Annotated in this window: 15 protein-coding genes; 6 read left to right on the top strand and 9 right to left on the bottom strand. The window is 71.1% G+C overall.

Annotated features, from left to right (window positions below; genetic code table 11):
* Window positions 1-157: 157 nt before the first annotated feature.
* Together ACT53R_RS06370 and ACT53R_RS06365 are read right to left on the bottom strand one after the other, a co-directional pair.
* Complete coding sequence (locus ACT53R_RS06370; protein WP_476171006.1) at window positions 158-835, bottom strand: C40 family peptidase; 678 nt, start codon at window positions 833-835, stop codon at window positions 158-160.
* Between the two features lie 252 nt (window positions 836-1,087).
* On the bottom strand, window positions 1,088-1,660 hold the full coding sequence (locus ACT53R_RS06365; protein WP_476171005.1) for a C40 family peptidase: 573 nt from the start codon (window positions 1,658-1,660) through the stop codon (window positions 1,088-1,090).
* 80 nt (window positions 1,661-1,740) lie between these two features.
* On the opposite strand from ACT53R_RS06365, the gene ACT53R_RS06360 reads away from it, so the two are divergent.
* Entirely contained in the window at window positions 1,741-2,220 is a 480-nt protein-coding gene (locus tag ACT53R_RS06360) for an FKBP-type peptidyl-prolyl cis-trans isomerase (protein ID WP_476171004.1), read from the top strand.
* Window positions 2,221-2,331: 111 nt separating this feature from the next.
* Here ACT53R_RS06360 and ACT53R_RS06355 read toward each other — a convergent pair whose 3' ends face one another.
* On the bottom strand, window positions 2,332-3,933 hold the full coding sequence (locus ACT53R_RS06355) for a M4 family metallopeptidase (protein ID WP_476171127.1): 1,602 nt from the start codon (window positions 3,931-3,933) through the stop codon (window positions 2,332-2,334).
* A gap of 409 nt (window positions 3,934-4,342) precedes the next feature.
* On the opposite strand from ACT53R_RS06355, the gene ACT53R_RS06350 reads away from it, so the two are divergent.
* The 5 genes from ACT53R_RS06350 to ACT53R_RS06330 are packed head-to-tail and all read left to right on the top strand — an operon-like array spanning window position 4,343 to window position 8,290.
* On the top strand, window positions 4,343-5,593 hold the full coding sequence (locus ACT53R_RS06350) for an NAD(P)/FAD-dependent oxidoreductase (RefSeq protein ID WP_476171003.1): 1,251 nt from the start codon (window positions 4,343-4,345) through the stop codon (window positions 5,591-5,593).
* Window positions 5,590-6,303 (top strand): Crp/Fnr family transcriptional regulator, encoded by a 714-nt coding sequence (locus ACT53R_RS06345; RefSeq protein WP_476171002.1) that lies wholly within the window; start codon window positions 5,590-5,592, stop codon window positions 6,301-6,303. Before ACT53R_RS06350 ends, ACT53R_RS06345 begins: the two co-directional genes overlap by 4 nt.
* 55 nt (window positions 6,304-6,358) lie before the next feature.
* Entirely contained in the window at window positions 6,359-6,556 is a 198-nt protein-coding gene (locus ACT53R_RS06340) for a YgaP family membrane protein (protein WP_476171001.1), read from the top strand.
* Window positions 6,557-6,596: 40 nt separating this feature from the next.
* Window positions 6,597-7,373: an N-formylglutamate deformylase gene (hutG, locus tag ACT53R_RS06335; RefSeq protein ID WP_476171000.1), complete on the top strand. Its 777-nt coding sequence runs from the start codon at window positions 6,597-6,599 to the stop codon at window positions 7,371-7,373.
* Entirely contained in the window at window positions 7,370-8,290 is a 921-nt protein-coding gene (locus ACT53R_RS06330; RefSeq protein WP_476170999.1) for a DMT family transporter, read from the top strand. The genes hutG and ACT53R_RS06330 overlap by 4 nt, the downstream gene beginning before the upstream one ends.
* A 23-nt stretch (window positions 8,291-8,313) precedes the next feature.
* On the opposite strand, the gene ACT53R_RS06325 is transcribed toward ACT53R_RS06330, so the two are convergent.
* From ACT53R_RS06325 to ACT53R_RS06300, 6 genes are read right to left on the bottom strand one after another with little or no spacing between them, the layout of a single operon-like run.
* On the bottom strand, window positions 8,314-9,588 hold the full coding sequence (locus tag ACT53R_RS06325) for a glycosyltransferase (protein ID WP_476170998.1): 1,275 nt from the start codon (window positions 9,586-9,588) through the stop codon (window positions 8,314-8,316).
* Window positions 9,585-10,790: a glycosyltransferase family 4 protein gene (locus ACT53R_RS06320; RefSeq protein WP_476170997.1), complete on the bottom strand. Its 1,206-nt coding sequence runs from the start codon at window positions 10,788-10,790 to the stop codon at window positions 9,585-9,587. Before ACT53R_RS06320 ends, ACT53R_RS06325 begins: the two co-directional genes overlap by 4 nt.
* Window positions 10,791-10,804: 14 nt before the next feature.
* On the bottom strand, window positions 10,805-12,073 hold the full coding sequence (locus tag ACT53R_RS06315) for a hypothetical protein (protein ID WP_476170996.1): 1,269 nt from the start codon (window positions 12,071-12,073) through the stop codon (window positions 10,805-10,807).
* A complete protein-coding gene (locus tag ACT53R_RS06310) occupies window positions 12,070-13,314 on the bottom strand; it encodes a glycosyltransferase family 4 protein (RefSeq protein WP_476170995.1) in 1,245 nt (414 codons plus the stop codon). The genes ACT53R_RS06315 and ACT53R_RS06310 overlap by 4 nt, the downstream gene beginning before the upstream one ends.
* A gap of 10 nt (window positions 13,315-13,324) precedes the next feature.
* Window positions 13,325-14,560 carry an oligosaccharide flippase family protein gene (locus tag ACT53R_RS06305; RefSeq protein ID WP_476170994.1) on the bottom strand — a complete coding sequence of 412 codons (1,236 nt, stop codon included), beginning with the start codon at window positions 14,558-14,560 and terminating at the stop codon, window positions 13,325-13,327.
* Window positions 14,557-15,735 (bottom strand): Wzz/FepE/Etk N-terminal domain-containing protein, encoded by a 1,179-nt coding sequence (locus ACT53R_RS06300; protein ID WP_476170993.1) that lies wholly within the window; start codon window positions 15,733-15,735, stop codon window positions 14,557-14,559. The genes ACT53R_RS06305 and ACT53R_RS06300 overlap by 4 nt, the downstream gene beginning before the upstream one ends.
* Window position 15,736: the final 1 nt, after the last annotated feature.

Here is a 15,736-nt window from a genome sequence, read left to right as displayed (position 1 = left end):
TCCCTGCTTCCACAAGCCGTTTCGAACCCGGAGGGAGTGAAGCCATCCTCTCCCCAGCCCTCCCGTTGACAGGGAAGGGAGAGAAAAGCCTTCGCGCCGCCCGGACACGCGAAGGGCCGCTTGCGCGGCCCTTCGGAGAAGCGGACGGCGTCGACCCTTACTGGGTGGCGACGCGGCGCGCCTGCAGGAACTTCTGCGCCCAGTAGCCCGAGGCCAGGGTCGCGATCTCCACGTCCTTGCCGGTGCGCGGGGCGTGCAGGAACTGGCCGTTGCCGATGTAGATGCCGACGTGGTCGACATGCTTGCCGGCGCGGCTGAAGAACACCAGATCACCTTCGACCAGCGAGTCGCGGTCGCGGATCAGTTCGCCGACCTTGGCCATGTCGCGCGAGATGCGCGGCAGTTCGATGCCGAGGTTGTTGCGGAATACGTAGCCGACCAGGCCGCTGCAGTCGAAGCCGTTCTCCGGCGTGGTGCCGCCCCAGCGATAGGGCGTGCCGAGCAGCGACAGCGCACGGCGCAGCATGCCGCGGATGCGGCCTTCGGCGGGTGCGGCGGCGACCGTCGCATCGGCAGCAATGCCGCCGGCGACCTGCTCGTCGTTGAAGATGGCGCGGACGTCGCGGGCGAACAGCACCGTGCGGCCGGGCAGGGAGAGCGGATTGCGCAGGCCGGCATCGGCCAGCGGTGCCAGCACCGGCGGCGAGAGCTCAAGGGTGTTGCGCGGAGCCTCTGCGGCGATGGCCGGGAGGCTGGCGGCAGCCAGCAGCACAGCAAGCGCGAGGCGGAGGTGGATGGCGGAGGGGCGGCCGGAGCCTTGGGCTGGGGTCGTCACGCGTCATGCACTTTGCGAAAGGAGCCCGCAGTGTGCCCGAGCCCGGCCGCCGGGGGGTTCAGAAAACGTTAGGTCCGGCCCGAAAAAGGTGATCGCGATTCCGGAACGGAACATCCGTACGTCGGCGCAGGGTTGGCCGCCTCCGTGGAGCAGACACCGTGCTTTTTCAGGAAAGTCTTTCTGAATCAATCTGTTGCAGGCCAATGTTCCACGAAAAGGCGGAATCGGGTGTCGTGGCGGCTCGGTGTCCGCTCAGTGCAACACGCGTTTCGCACCGGTGTAATGGTCCCGCCACCAGGCGCCGTCCAGCCGGTCCAGCCGGACCGTGCCGCCGGTGCTGGGCGCATGCACGAACCGGCCCTCGCCGACGTAGATGCCGACGTGGCTGACCTCGCCGCCGCTGCCGAAGAACACCAGGTCGGCCGGGGCAAGGCGATCGGGCGCGATCCGCGGGCCCTGCATCGCCGCCAGTTCGCGCGAGGTGCGCGGCAGGCGCAGGTCGAGCATGTCGCGGAAGACGTAGTTCACCAGCCCGCTGCAGTCGAAGCCGGATTCCGGCGTGTTGCCGCCGTAGCGGTAGGGCGTGCCGACCAGGCCGAGGGCGCGCATCAGCACGGCGTTGGCCGCGGCCGGGTCCTGCGGTGTCGCGGTCGACCAGGAGCGCTGCGGGTGCGGCGTCGGGCGGACGCGTTCGGGCTCGCCGCAGCCGGCCAGGCCGAGGGCCAGCGTCAGGGCCAGCGCCCCGGCCAGCGGCCATGCACGATGCGGCGCGGTTGGCGCCGGGGCGGGGGAGCACGGATAATGCGCGGCCTTCATCGCGGCCATCTTGGCCGCTCCTTCGCCCGGCGATCAAGCCGGCCCGCCGCTTCCATGGCGCCGACCCCGTCGGCCCCCAGAGTCCACGCATGAAAATCGAGAAAGACCGCGCTGTCCGTTTCCACTACACCGTCGGCGAAGTCGGCCAGCCGGCCACCGAAAGCTCCAACGGCGGCGAGCCGCTGTCCATCCTGATCGGCCACGGCAACATCATCCCGGGCCTGGAGAAGGCGATGGAAGGCCGCGAGGCCGGCGAGACCTTCTCGGTCGACGTCCCCGCCGCCGAGGCCTACGGCGACCGTCGCGAAGGCCTGACCCAGCGCATCCCGAAGAAGCACTTCGGCAACCAGAAGCTGGAACCCGGCATGCAGGTCGTGCTGCAGACCAACTTCGGCCCGCGCGCCGTCACCATCGAGAAGATCGGCCTGACCGCGGTCGACGTCGACCTGAACCATCCGATGGCCGGCAAGGACCTGCACTTCGACATCGAGATCGTCGACGTGCGCGAAGCCTCGGCCGAGGAAGTCGAGCACGGCCACGTCCACGGCGACGGCGGCCACCACCACTGATCGCGTCGCGATCGCCTTTGGCGGCCGGTTCCGGTTGCCGCAGGCTTCCGCAAAAGGAAACGGCCCGCGCGAGCGGGCCGTTTCCGTTGGTGCTTCCGGTCGGACAGGCGATCAGTTGACGTTGATCGCGCTCCACGCCGCGGCGACGGCGTTGTAGTTCGCCGAGCCGGTGCCGTACAGGTCGCGGGCCGCGTTGAGCGTGGCGGTGCGGGCGCCGGCGTAGTTGGTGCTGGAGGTCATGTAGACCGTCAGCGCGCGGTACCAGATCGCCGTGGCGGCGGTGCGGCCGATGCCGGTGAGCGACGCGGTACCGGTGCCGGCCTTGGTGTTGCCCGCGGCGCAGGTCGTCGGGGTGTGGTCGACGCCGCTGTAGGTCTTGGCGCCGGTGCCTTCGGCCAGCAGGTAGAAGAAGTGGTTGGCCGGGCCCGAGCTGTAGTGCACGTCCAGCGAACCCACGCCCGAGTACCAGCAGTCCGACGACGCGCCGTCCTTGTTCGGACGGTACATGTAGCGCAGGGCTTTCTGGGTGGCGCTGCCCGGCACGTTGGCGATGTAGATCTCTTCGCCGATCAGGTAGTCGGGGGTGTCCAGCGCGTTGTTGGCGTAGAACTCCACCATCGAGCCCATGATGTCGGAGGTGGCTTCGTTCAGGCCGCCGGACTCGCCCGAGTAGGTGAGGTTGGCCGAGCGCGAGGTCACGCCGTGCGACATTTCGTGGCCGGCCACGTCGAGATCGACCAGCGGGCTGTAGGTCGCGCCGTCGCCGTCGCCGTAGCTCATGCAGAAGCAGCTGTCGGACCAGAAGGCGTTGACGTAGTTGCGGCCGACGTGGACGCGGCTGTACGAGCCGGCGCCGTTGTTGGCGATGCCGTTGCGGCCGAGCGTCTGGTAGAAGTCCCAGGTGGTGGCGACGCCGAAGTGGGCGTCGGCGCCGGCCGAGGCGCGGTCGCTGTTGGTGTTGTTGCCCCAGACGTTGTCGGCGTCGGTGAAGATGGTGCCGGTGCCGGTCTTGTTGGTCGCGCCGTTCTTGAAGTCGGTGGTGTAGGTGCTGCCGCGGCTCGGGTCACGCAGCTCGTAGCCCGTGGCCAGGCTGTTGGTCACGATGCCGACGTTGCCCGAGTAGATGGTCTTGCCGGTGCCGCTGGCGGCGGCGGTGTTCACCGTGTCCCACTTGTCGAGCACGCGGCCATTGCCGGCATCGACGATGTAGTGCATCTCGGTGGGCGTCTGGTCGGCCTTCACGCCGTTGAACACGACCTGGTAGGCCAGCGTCGGCGCGGTGTCGCGGGCGTAGATCACCTTCGAGGCGCTGCTGACGCCGTCGAACTTCGTGCCGAAGTCGGCGCCGGCGATGGTGGTCGCGGCGTCGCCGGTGATGGCGGCGCTGAGGTTCGGGCGGGCGCTGCTGGTCAGCGTCTGGCTGACGCCGAGGACCTGGCCGTTGCGCGAATGGACCACGAGGTCGCCACCGACGACCGGCAGGCCGGCGTAGGTGCGGTTCATGCGCACGTGCTCGGTGCCGTCGCGGTCGACGATGACGTCGTTGGCGGCGAAGGTGTCGGCGGCGGCGCGGCGGGCTTCGAGCGCCGCCGGGCCGGCGAGCAGCGCACGCGCGCGATCGGCCTGCGGGGTGCGGTCGGCGTCGGCGCCGGAACGGGTGTAGGCGACCATCGCGGCGGCGACCGACTGGCCGCTCGCGGCGAGGGCCGGCATGGCCGCGGCCGGCGCGGTGGCGGAGGTGGCGGCGACGGCCGGCGAGGATTCGGGGGTCAGGCCGGGGAGTTTCCCGGAAGTCGCGGTGGATTCGACATGCAGCACGGCGAGCGAAGCAATGATGGCGGCGCTCAGCAAGGAGGTCCTGGTACGCATAGCGAGATGGTGCCCCTGTAGGAAGAATGGTGATCGGGCCGGAGGTGCCGGTCATACTGATGCAGGGGCGTCCCGCTCTCCCGGGAAAGTGCCGCTGCATGCCTCGTGGGGAGGGTGGAACGGACGTCCGGGACGTCTCCCTACCCGCAAGACATCCGAGCATATGCACGGATTCACGAAGCAGTCATGTTGCACTGCAGCATTAATTTTTGCTCGGTGACGGATTCGACACTTTTCTGGAGGTAAGGCAGCAGTGACCATCGATGTCATCATCGCCGGCGGCGGCGTCAGCGGACTCGCCTGCGCGCTGGCGCTGCTCGAATCGGGCCGCGGCGTGCGCGTGGTCGAGGCCGATCGCATCGGCGCCGGCGCCTCGCACGGCAATTGCGGCACGATCACCCCCAGCCACGCGCCGCCACTGGCCGCGCCGGGCACCGTGCTCAAGGCGCTGCGCTGGGCGCTCACGCCCGACGCGCCGCTGTACATCCCGCCGCGACTGGACCCGGTGCTGGCGCGCTGGCTGCTGGGCTTCGCCGCGCGCTGCAACCATCGCGACTGGGAAACGAGCGCGCGCGGCAAGTACGCGCTGCTCGACGACTCCCGCCGCCGGCTCGCCGACTGGGTCGCGCGCTACGGCCTGGCCTGCGAGTTCATCGAATCCGGCGAGGACTACGTCTTCCGCAACGCCCGCGCCTTCGCCCACGAGCAGCGCGAGCTGCCGCTGCTGCGCGAACTGGGCGTGGCGGTCGACGTCATCGACGGCCAGGCCTACGAGGCGCAGGAGCCGGCGCTGCTGCCCGGCGTCGCCGGCGCCCTGCGCTTCTCCGGCGATGCCGCGCTGCGCCCGGACAAGTACCTGGCCGAACTGGCCCGCGCCGTGCGCGAGCGCGGCGGCGAGATCGTCGAAGGCTGCGCGCTGCACGGCCTGCGCGAGGATCGCGAGGGCATCTCCGCCTGGACCGACCACGGCGAAGTGCGCGCCCGCAACGCGGTGCTGGCGCTGGGCGCGTGGTCGGCGCTGTCGGCGGACACCTTCGGCGTGCCGTGGCTGAAGCGGGTGATCCAGCCCGGCAAGGGCTACTCGATCACCTACCGCGCGCCGGGCCTCGTGCCGAAGCGGCCGCTGGTGCTGCGCGAGCGCTCGGTGTGCGTGACCTCGTGGCAGGACGGCTTCCGTCTCGGCAGCACGATGGAGTTCTCCGGTTTCGACCGCACGCTCAACGAGCGCCGGCTGGGCGCGCTGGAACGCGGTGCCCGCGAATACCTGCACGAACCGGTCGGCCCGGAGGTGCGCGAGCGCTGGTACGGCTGGCGGCCGATGAGCCGCGACGACATGCCGCTGATCGGCCGCGCGCCCGGCCTGCGCCGGGTCTGGATGAACGCCGGTCACGGGATGATGGGCGTCGGCATGAGCACCGGCAGCGCGCAGTTGCTGGCCGACCTCATGGCCGGGCGCACGCCGGCGATCGATCCCGCGCCGTACCGGCCGGAGCGCTTCACGTGACCGAGGACGGCTTCCAGGCGCTGACGCAGGCCTACCCGCTGCTGGCCGACCTGCCTGCGTCGCTGCGCGAGGCGGTGGCCGCGCAGGCCGCCTGGCACGAGTTCCGCGACGGCACGCCGATCTTCGGCGAAGGCCAGCGCTGCGGCGGCCTGCCGCTGGTGACGCAGGGCGCGGTGAAGGTGTTCCGGCGCTCGGACAGCGGCCGCGAGATCGTGCTGTACCGCGTCGCCCGCGGCCAGACCTGCATCCTCACCTCCAGTTGCCTGCTTGGCGACGAGGCCTACGGCGCCGAAGGCGTGGCCGAGGGCGCGCTGCGGCTGGCGCTGCTGCCGCCGGCGCTGTTCCAGCGGATGATCGCCGAGTCGCCGCCGGCGCGCGCGTTCCTGTTTTCCACGCTGTCCAGCCGGCTGTCCGACCTGATGGAGCGGGTCGAACGGCTGGCGTTCCATCGCCTCGACCGGCGCATCGCCGAATTTCTCATTGAACGCGCGGACGCCGGGTTCCGCAGCGTGGCGATGACCCACCAGGCGATCGCCGACGAGATCGGCAGCGTGCGCGAGATGGTCACCCGCACCCTCGGCCAACTGGCCGAGCAGGGGCTGGTCGAACTCTCCCGTGCCGGCGTGCGGCTGGCCGACCTCGACGGCCTGCGCGCGCTCGCCCAGGGCGAGGCGGCCGGCGACCGCCCGGCCGGTGACAAAAGTCGCTGAGCGCGCGGCGGGGCCGGCCTAGGCTGTGTCCAACCCAACGCAAGGAGACATCGTCATGCAGAAGAACGTCGGATCCGTGGACAAGATCCTCCGCATCGTCATCGGCCTCGGCCTGCTCAGCCTGCTGTTCGTGCTGGAGGCGCCGATGAAGTACCTCGGCCTGATCGGCCTCGTGCCGCTGGCGACGTCGCTGATGGGCTGGTGCCCGCTGTACACGCTGATCGGCCTCAACACCTGCAAGGTCAAGGCCTGACCGCGCCGGTTCGCGCATCCATGCCGGTACACTCGCCGGCATGGATGTCTTCACCCTGCATCGCGGCAACGCGCCGCTGCTGATCAGCCTGCCGCACGACGGCAGCGCCATTCCCGACGATCTCGCCGCGCGCATGACGCCCGAGGCGCGCCGCGCACCCGACACCGACTGGCACGTCTCGCGGCTGTACGCCTTCGCCCGCGAGCTTGGCGCGTCGATCCTCGCGCCGCATCACTCGCGCTACGTCATCGACCTCAATCGTCCGCCGGACGACGTCTCGCTGTATCCGGGCCAGAACACCACCGGCCTGTGCCCGATCGTGCGGTTCTCCGGCGATCCGGTCTACCTGCCGGGACAGGCGCCGTCGCCGGACGAGATCGCGCAGCGCATCGACACCTACTGGCGTCCGTACCACGCCGCGCTGCGCGAGGAACTCGATCGCCTGCGCGCGACGCACGGCCGTGCGCTGCTGTGGGAAGGCCATTCGATCCGCGGCACCTGTCCGTTCCTGTTCGAAGGCCGCCTGCCGGACCTCAACCTCGGCACCGCCGGCGGCGCGAGCTGCGCGCCGGCCGCGCAGGTGCGGCTGGAAGCGGCGCTGGCTGCGCAGGACGCGTTCGACTGGGTCGCGAACGGCCGCTTCAAGGGCGGCTACATCACCCGCCACTACGGTGACCCGGCGAACGGCGTCGATGCCGTGCAGCTGGAGATGAGCCAGCGCATCTACATGGACGAGGACAGCTTCGCCTGGGACGACGCCCGCGCGGCGCGCACGCAGGCGGTGCTGCGCACGCTGCTCGACGCGTTCCTCGCGTGAACGCGAACGCAGACGGCGTCGCACGGCCGGCGCCGCGCGCGGACCTCGCCGGCGTCGCGCTGGTGGCGCTGGGTGCGATCGCGTTCTCGGGCAAGGCGATCATCGTCAAGCTCGGCCTGCGCCTCGGTGCCGATGCGGTGACGCTGCTCGCGCTGCGCATGCTGGTGGCGCTGCCGCTGTTCCTGCTGATGGGCGTGTGGGCGGCGCGTCATGCGGCGCCGCTGTCGACCGGCGATCGCTGGCGCGTGTTCGCGCTGGGCGTGAGCGGTTACTACCTCGCCAGCCTGTTCGACTTCCTCGGGCTGGCGTACATCTCCGCCACCCTCGAACGCGTCATCCTCTATCTCACGCCCACGTTCGTGCTGCTGATGGGCGCGGTGCTGGCGCGGCGGCGGCCGACGCGCGTGCAACTCGTCGCGCTGGCGATCAGCTACGTCGGCGTCGTGCTCGCCTTCGGCCACGACCTGCGCGTCGGCGGCGAGGGCGTGCTCGTCGGCAGCGTGCTGGTGCTGTGCAGCGCGCTGTCCTATGCGGTGTACCTGTACGGCAGCGGCGAGATCGTCGCCCGCGTCGGTGCGGTGCGCCTGACCGCCTACGCCAGCACGGTCGCGGCGGTGCTGTGCATCGGCCAGTACCTCGTGATCGAACCGTGGGGCCTGCCGCGATTGCCGCACGCAGTCTACGGTCTGTCGCTGCTCAACGGCACGCTGTGCACGGTGGCGCCGGTGCTGATGACGATGATCGGCGTGCGCCGCCTCGGTTCCGGCGTGGCCTCGCAGATCGGCATGATCGGCCCGGTGTCGACGATCGTGCTGAGCCAGCTGATCCTGCACGAGCCCATGGGCCCGTGGCAGATCGCCGGCACCGGGCTGGTGGTCGCCGGCGTGCTGGCGGTCTCGCGCGCGAAGGCCGGCTGAGGCCGCCCGCGCGGCGACGAGCCTCACCGCCCGCCGGTGATCTCGATGTGGCCGCCGCCGAAGATCGCCGGCGCATTGGCGGCCATGACCGGTGGCCGTCGTGGCGCATGCTGCGATGGTGGTGGTGCCGATGTCGGCGTGGTCCGCATTGCCGCCTGCGCATCGCGCACCAGTTCGGCCAGCCGCGCGCGGAAGTGGTCGTTGCCGAAGCGTTCGGCGTTCGCGCGCAGCACGGCCGGGTCGAAGACCCGTTCCATCGCCTCGAACCGTTCGACCGCGTCGCGCAGCGATTCGGGCGTCTGCCGGTCGAAGAACACGCCGGTCGGCTGCGGCGACGGCCAGCCGCGCACGGTGTCGAGCGCGCCGCCCACGCCGTAGGCGATCACCGGCGTGCCGCAGGCCTGCGCCTCGACCGGCACGATCCCGAAATCCTCGTGCGCCGCGAACACGAACGCGCGCGCGCGGCGCATGTGCTCGGCGACCTCGCGATCGGGCAATGCGCCGAGGAAACGCACGTTCGGCGTGGCGCGCCGTTCCAGCGCGGCGCGTTGCGGGCCGTCGCCGATGATCGTGAGTCGGCGGTCGGGCATCGCGGCGAACGCCTCCACCATCAGGTCGTGGCGCTTGTACGGCACCAGTCGCGACACCGTGAGGTAGTCGTCGTCGGCCGTGCCGTCGCGCAGCGAGAAGCGCGAGAGATCCACCGGCGGCGGCAGCAGCGTCGACGTGCGTCCCCAGTAGCGCGCGATGCGGCTGGCGGTGAAGTTCGAATTGGCCAGCAGCAATTGCGGCCGCGAGGCGCTGGCCACGTCCCACATCCGCAACTGGTTGAACAGCAGTGACGTCAGCAGCCCGCGCAGGCCGTGATCGAGGCCTGCATCGCGCCGATAGCTGTGTTCGAGGTCCCACAGGTAGCGCATCGGCGAGTGGCAGTAGCACACGTGCAGGGCATCGGGCCGGGTGATCGCGCCCTTCGCCACCGCGAAGCTGGAGGAGATCACCAGGTCGTAGGCGCTCAGGTCGAAGGATTCGATCGCGGTCGGCATCAGCGGCAGTGCGAGCTTGTGGCGATGCCGCAGCCACGGCGTGCGGCCGATCATCGACACCTTCACCGGGCGTCCGCCGAGGAAGCCGCGCTGGTCGGCGGGCAGGGTGTCGATCAGCGCGTGCACGTCGGCATCGGGGAAGACGTGCAGGATCTGCTCCAGCACGCGCTCCGCGCCGCCGACGACGTTCAGCCAGTCGTGGACCACGGCGACCTTCGGGGTGTCCTGCTTCGAACCAAGGTGGTGATTCATGCCGGCACTCCCCGCAACGCCTCGCAGGCCCGGCTCGCCGTCGCGAGCACGGCGTCGGTGCAGCCATCCCAGGTCAGCTGCGCCGCGCGATGCCGCCCGACCAGTACCTTCGCGCGAACCTCGCGCGGACGCGAGGTCACCGCTTCCAGCGCCTCCACCAGTGCGCCGGTGTCCTCCGGCGGGAACGTCCAGCACGCGTCGATGCCGATCTCCTGCGCGGTCGGCAGGTCGCTGGCGACCACGGGACAGCCGACGGCCATCGCTTCGACCAGCGGCAGGCCGAAGCCTTCGTAGCGCGAGGGAAAGATCAGGCCGCGCGAACGGCGCAGCATCGCCACCATCGTCGGGTCTTCGACATAGCCCAGACGCAGCACGTGGCCGTAGTCCCAATCCGACGGCGCCGTGTCCTCGAACACGCCGCCATGGCGGCCGCCGACCAGCACCAGCGCGGGACCGTCGGGATGGCGACGGAGGAATTCGGCATGCGCCGCCAGCGCCGTGTCCAGGTTCTTGTGCGGTGCGCGGCTGGCGACGACCAGGAAGTAGCCGCGCGTGCGCGCCAGCAGATCCACCTGCATCGGCAGCGGCGCCAGCGCCACCTCGTGGATGTGGTCGCATCCGGGTGCGGCCACGTGCAGGCGATCGCGCGGGAAACCCGCGTAACGCTGGAGTTCGCGCGCCGAGAACACGGAGTTGGTCAGCAGCGCGTCGCCACGCAGGCGATAGGCGCGGTGCAGCGTGCGATACCAGTGGCGGAAGCGCCAGTCGTAGGCGTCGGCGATCGCGTACACGCCGGCGTCGTGCACGTAGGTCACCTGCGGGCCCGCACACAGCGGCGCGGTGTTGCACAGGTTCAGCAGCAGGCCGTCGCGTGCCTGCCACGGCAGCGCGCACTGTTCCCACGCGTTGCCTTGCAGGCGTGCATTGCGTTGCACCGGGATCCGCTTCGGCGGCGCGTGCAGCGGTCCGGCCGGTGCGGCGATGCGCGGCTGGAACACGGTCTCGCCGAAGCGGACCAGACCATCCCCGTCCATCCGCGCTTCGAGGGCGCCCACGATCCCGCGTGCCACGCGCTCCACGCCGGTCACGCGACGGGACAGGAAGCGCCCGTTCACGATCAGCGGGATCGGTTCCTCGCTGCGGAAACGGACCTGCGCCGACGGCGCAGCGGGCAGGGACGACACACCGGGGCGGATCGGCATCGCAGGTTCTCCGGTCATGGGAAGCGGCGGGGGCGCAGCAGGCAGACGCAGCGCTGGAGGAGGAAGCCGTAGGTGGCGGCCAGGATCGGGTGTTCGACGACGTTGCTGACTGCGCCGTACCAGACGACGATCAGCGCGAACGCGCACAGCGTGGCGGTGTCGGCGCGCGACGAACCGCCGATGCGCCAGAAGCCGAAGGCGGCGCAGGCCAGCAGCGGGAACGCCAGCGCCCCCAGCGCCACGCACTGGTAGACCATGAGGTTGTCGGCGGCGTTGAAGCGATCGGGCTCGAACAGCGTCTGTGCCGCGCCGATGCCGCCGAGGCCGCGCCCCAGCCACGGCGCGGGCGCGTCCAGCCACAGGTCGCGCGCCTGCGGCCACATGTTGGCGAGGCGGTCGAGGTACGACCCGTGCGAGGAATGCAGTTGCAGCCGCGCTTCCTGGCTGAAATCCACGGTCCACGCGGTCAGCGGCGGCAGCGCCATCCACGCGTAGCCCAGCAGCAGCCACGCGCGGGCGATGATGCGCTTGCCGAGGTGCTCGCCTTCGATCGCGAGCGTCGCCACCGCCATCGACAGCAGGATGCCGCGCGCGGTCGACAGCATCACCGCCGTCACCGCGAGCAGCCAGATCGTGCCGCGGACCCAGCGCCGCGGCTCGCCGACGTTGTAGAGCGCGGCGAGGATCGCGATCTGGCCCGCGGCGTCGAACGACGAACGCGCAAAGCCGGCCAGCCGCTGGCGTTCGCCGATCGACCAGTCGCGCGCGCCGGCGATCTCCTTGCCGCCCAGCTCGAAGTTCGCCCCGATCCACGGATACGCGATGAACGCGTTGCCGATGATGCCGACGCAGGCCAGCACCAGCAGCGCGAGCGCCGCGCGCCGGCAGGTGACGCTGGTGAGCGGCCAGCGATCCGCCAGCGCGTAGCCGTAGATCAGCGGCGTGAGCACCCACGCACCGAACGCCACCTGCTGCGGCGGCAGCGACAGCAGCCCGGCCAGTGCGCCGACGACCAGCAGGCAGGCCAGCCACAGCGTGGCGCGCGACAGCGCCCGTGCGCGGATCGTCTCGATCGCGACGAGGGCGATGTCGCCCCATGCCAGCAGCGTCGGCACGTAGATCAGCGCCTGCAGGTGCAACGATCCCAGCGCCCAGCGCAGCACGCCGGCGAACACCTGCGCGACGACGAACGACAGCAGGATCGCGAGCGACAGCCGCGCGCGCAGGTCGACCGCGGGCGCGGGCCCGATGATGGTCGACGGCTGCGACGCGGCGAGGGTCATGCCGCGCGCAGCCTCCGGTGCTCGTCGCACCACAGCGCGAGCTGTCCGGCGTAGTGACGCACGGTGTGTTCGGGCTCGTGCTTGCGGCGCGTCTCGATCGCCGCCATGCCCATGTCGGCGACCCGCTGCGGATCGTCGGCGCAGGCCGACAGCAGCGTCGCCAGCGCGTCGACGTCGCCGGCCGGGAAACACCAGCCGTAGCGGCCGTCGCCGATGCGTTCGGGCAATGCGCCGCGGTCGCTCACGATCGACGGCACGCCGAGGCTCGCGCCTTCCATCACCACGTTGCAGAAGCTCTCGTGCGCGCGCGACGGCACCACCAGCAGGTCGATGCGGGTGTGGAACTCGCTTGCCCGGCACGAGCCCAGCCAGTGCACGCCGGCCAGTGTCGGGTGGCGTGTGCGCAGCGCGGCGAGGTAGTCCGCGTCGCCCTCGCCGGCGATGTGCAGCGTGATCCGGTCAGGTTCCAGTCGCGCGGCGGCGTCGAGCAGCGTGTCGATGCCCTTCGCCGCTTCCAGCCGCCCCATGTAACCGACGCGCAGCGGCGTGCCGCAGCGACGTTCGGCCGGTGCCGGCGGCCAGTCCGGTGGCAACGCGTTGGTGAGCACCGCGCTGCGCGGCACGTCGCCGAACCAGCCGAAGCGGCGGTGGCGTTCGAGGATGCTGTGCGACGGCCCGACCACCGCGAACGGCCGCGCCGACAGCGTGCGGCGCAGGCGCGAGAGGCAACTGCAGGACGTGCAGGGCGTTTCGCACAGGCGTTCGCCGCGGGTCATCGCGGTGGCCGGGCAGACCAGTTCGTGGTCGTGCAGCGCGTGCACGGTGCAGATGCCCTGGTCGATCGACGCGCGCCAGACCGCCGCCGACAGGCCCTGCAGTTTGTGGGTCACCACGACATCGGGCCCGATCTCGCGCAGTCTCCTGGCGACGACGTCGGCCATCGCCGGGTTGTGCACGTCCAGCGCGTGCCAGGCGGCGCGGCGCAGCGCCGACGGACGTTCTCCGCCGAACGGGAAATAGAGATTGCGCAGCGCCACGCGATGCACATGCGCGCCGTGGGCATCGACGTAGTCGCGCGGCGCCTCGCCCGGTTCGGCGAGCGTGATCACGTCGACGCGATGGCCCTGCGCGACGAAGCCCGCGACCTGCAACGCCAGTTGCCGCTCCGCGCCGCCGCGCCAGCGATGGTCGTAGAGCGAGGCGATCTTGCAGATGTGCAGTCGGGCAGGCGATGCGGGCATGCGGGTGTCCTCAGGCGGTGCGGACGGGAGGGGGCAGCGGTCGCAATAGTTGGCGCAGGGCCAGCCAGCACGCGGCTTCGGCGGCGACCAGGCCGCAGGCGGCACCGATCGCGCCGCCGGCGATCGCGCCCACGGCGCTGCCGGCGGTGGTGGCGATGGCTTCGACGCCCTGGCTGCGACCGACCAACGCGATGCGGCCGTCGGCCGACAGCCGCAAATTCACGAAGGCACGCCGCGCGGTGTACGCCGGCAGCCACGCGCACAGCACCGACAGCACGCCGACGCTGCCCGCGAACGCGGGCCCGAACAGGCGCGGCAACAGCGGTGCGGCGAGCAGGGCGAGCACGACGCTGCCGAGCGCCGTCACGACGAACAGGCTACCGATCACCCGCGTCGCCAGCCGATGTGCACCGTCGCGATCAGCACCGGCGCGGCGTGCGACCGGTGCGAGGAACGCCTGGTCCAGCGAACCGACGGCGAAGGCGATCGCGCGCACGATCTTTTCCGCCGCCGCATACAGGCCGACCTGCTGCGGCCCGGCGACGCCGCCCAGCAGCAACTGCGGTGCGTACGACGACAGCGCCGCGGCGAAACCCGGGCCGATCGCCGGCCGCACGCGGGCGAGGTAGGTTCGATGGGCATGGATGTCGAGCGTGGCAAATTCGCGCAGCCGCGGCAGCAGCACGATGGCGACGAACAGCAGTCCGGACAGCGCGGTCGCGCCGCATTGCAGCGCGGTGGCGAGCAGCGTGTCGCCGGGATCGTGCACCCACAGCACGATCCCGCCCAGTGCGGCGAGCCGGCCGGCCAGTTGCAGCACCAGCAGCATCGCGCTGCGGCCGCAGGCGATCAGCCACCACTGTGCGAACAACAGCGTGCCGGCCAGTTGCAGCAGCGACAGCGCGGTGGCGGCGAGCGGCATGCCCGGGATCAGCAGGCCGCCCAGCAGCGTCAGCATCGCCGCCGGCAGCGCCAGCCGCGTCCGCGCGAGCACGTTGTCCAGCAGCGGTTGCAGCGGCGCGTGCTGTCCGGTCGCGCCGGTGGCACGCATCGATTCGGCATTGAAGCCGGCGTCCACCAGCAGCGCGGCGATCAGGCCGACGCTCTGCGCCAGCGCAATCTGCCCGAATGCCTCCACGCCGACGCGCTGCGCAAGCAGCGGCAGCGCCGCCAGCGGCAGCAGCATCGTCGCCAGGTTCGCGGCCATCAGCAGCGCCGCGTGGCGCAGGTCGCGATGCGCGCTCATGCGGTCTCCTTGCGCGCGCGCCGCCGCACCCGTGCATACGGACGCAGGATCCGCAGCACCTTGCGCCGATGCCGGCGATCCTGCACCAGCGCGTCCCAGGCCAGGCTGGCCATCAGCGCCAGCACGAAGGCGATCGCGCCGGCCAGTGCGGCGTTGCGCAGCGTGCGCGGGCCGGAGGCGCGGGTGGGCGGCACCGCCGGATCCAGCACCTGCACGTTCGACAGGTCGCGCTTCTCGTCCACGCGCGAGAGCTGGCGCGCCTTCATCAGCTGGTCCAGCACTTCGGTCTGGATGCGCGCCTCGCGGCGCAGCGGTTCGATCCGCGTCATCAGGTCGGGGAGGGCGCCGATCGGCAGCACCACGCCGTCCACGGTGGCGCGTGCGGCGTTCATCGCCTCGCGATCGGCGCGCAGCGCGGCGATCTCCGCGCGCAGGCGCCTGATCGCCGGATGCGCGTCGGTCGCCACCGTGCGCATCCGCGCCAGCTGCGCCTCGCGGGCGAGCAAGGTCGATTCCAGCTCGGCGGCCGTCAGGCTGGTCGCTTCTTCCTGGCCCTTCAGCCGGGTGTAGCCGGTCCGTGCTTCCAGCGTTTCGAGCGCCTTCTCGGCGCGTGCCAACCGGTCGCGGGTCTCGCCGATGATCTGGTCGTAGAACGCCAGCCGGTTCGCGGATTCCTTGCGCGACAACTGCTCGGCCTTGCGGTACACCGCGTCGATCATCGCGTTGACGATCGCCGCCGAGCGTTCGGGGTCGTCGTCGACGTAGCGCAGTTCGATGATGCCGTCCTCGCGCACGTCCACTTTCGTGCGTTCGGCCAGCTCCTGGCGCAGCCCGTCCATGTCGATGTCGCGGTCGCGTCCGAGGTGGAAGCGTGCGATGACGCTGTCCTGCACGCTGCGACTGAGGAACAGGCTGGCGTACAACTCGGACGGCGACTTCAGCGTCAGCGCGGAGGCGCCGAGGGTTTCGGTGCCACCGATCTGGTTGAGCATCGCCGGCGCGGTCGCGGTGTTCGTGCGTGGCGGCAGCAGCCGCGCCAGCGCGGTGTATTCGCCGGGCGACAGCGCCGACACCGCGAACGCGAGTCCGCCCGCCAGCACCGGTGCGAGCACCAGCAGCAGGCGGTAGCGCGCCAGGCGCAGCAGCAGTCGCGGCAGGCTCAGGCCGAAGTCCACG

The organism is Lysobacter sp. DMC104 (assembly GCF_056313665.1).
This window is presented reverse-complemented; position numbering and strand designations above follow the sequence as displayed.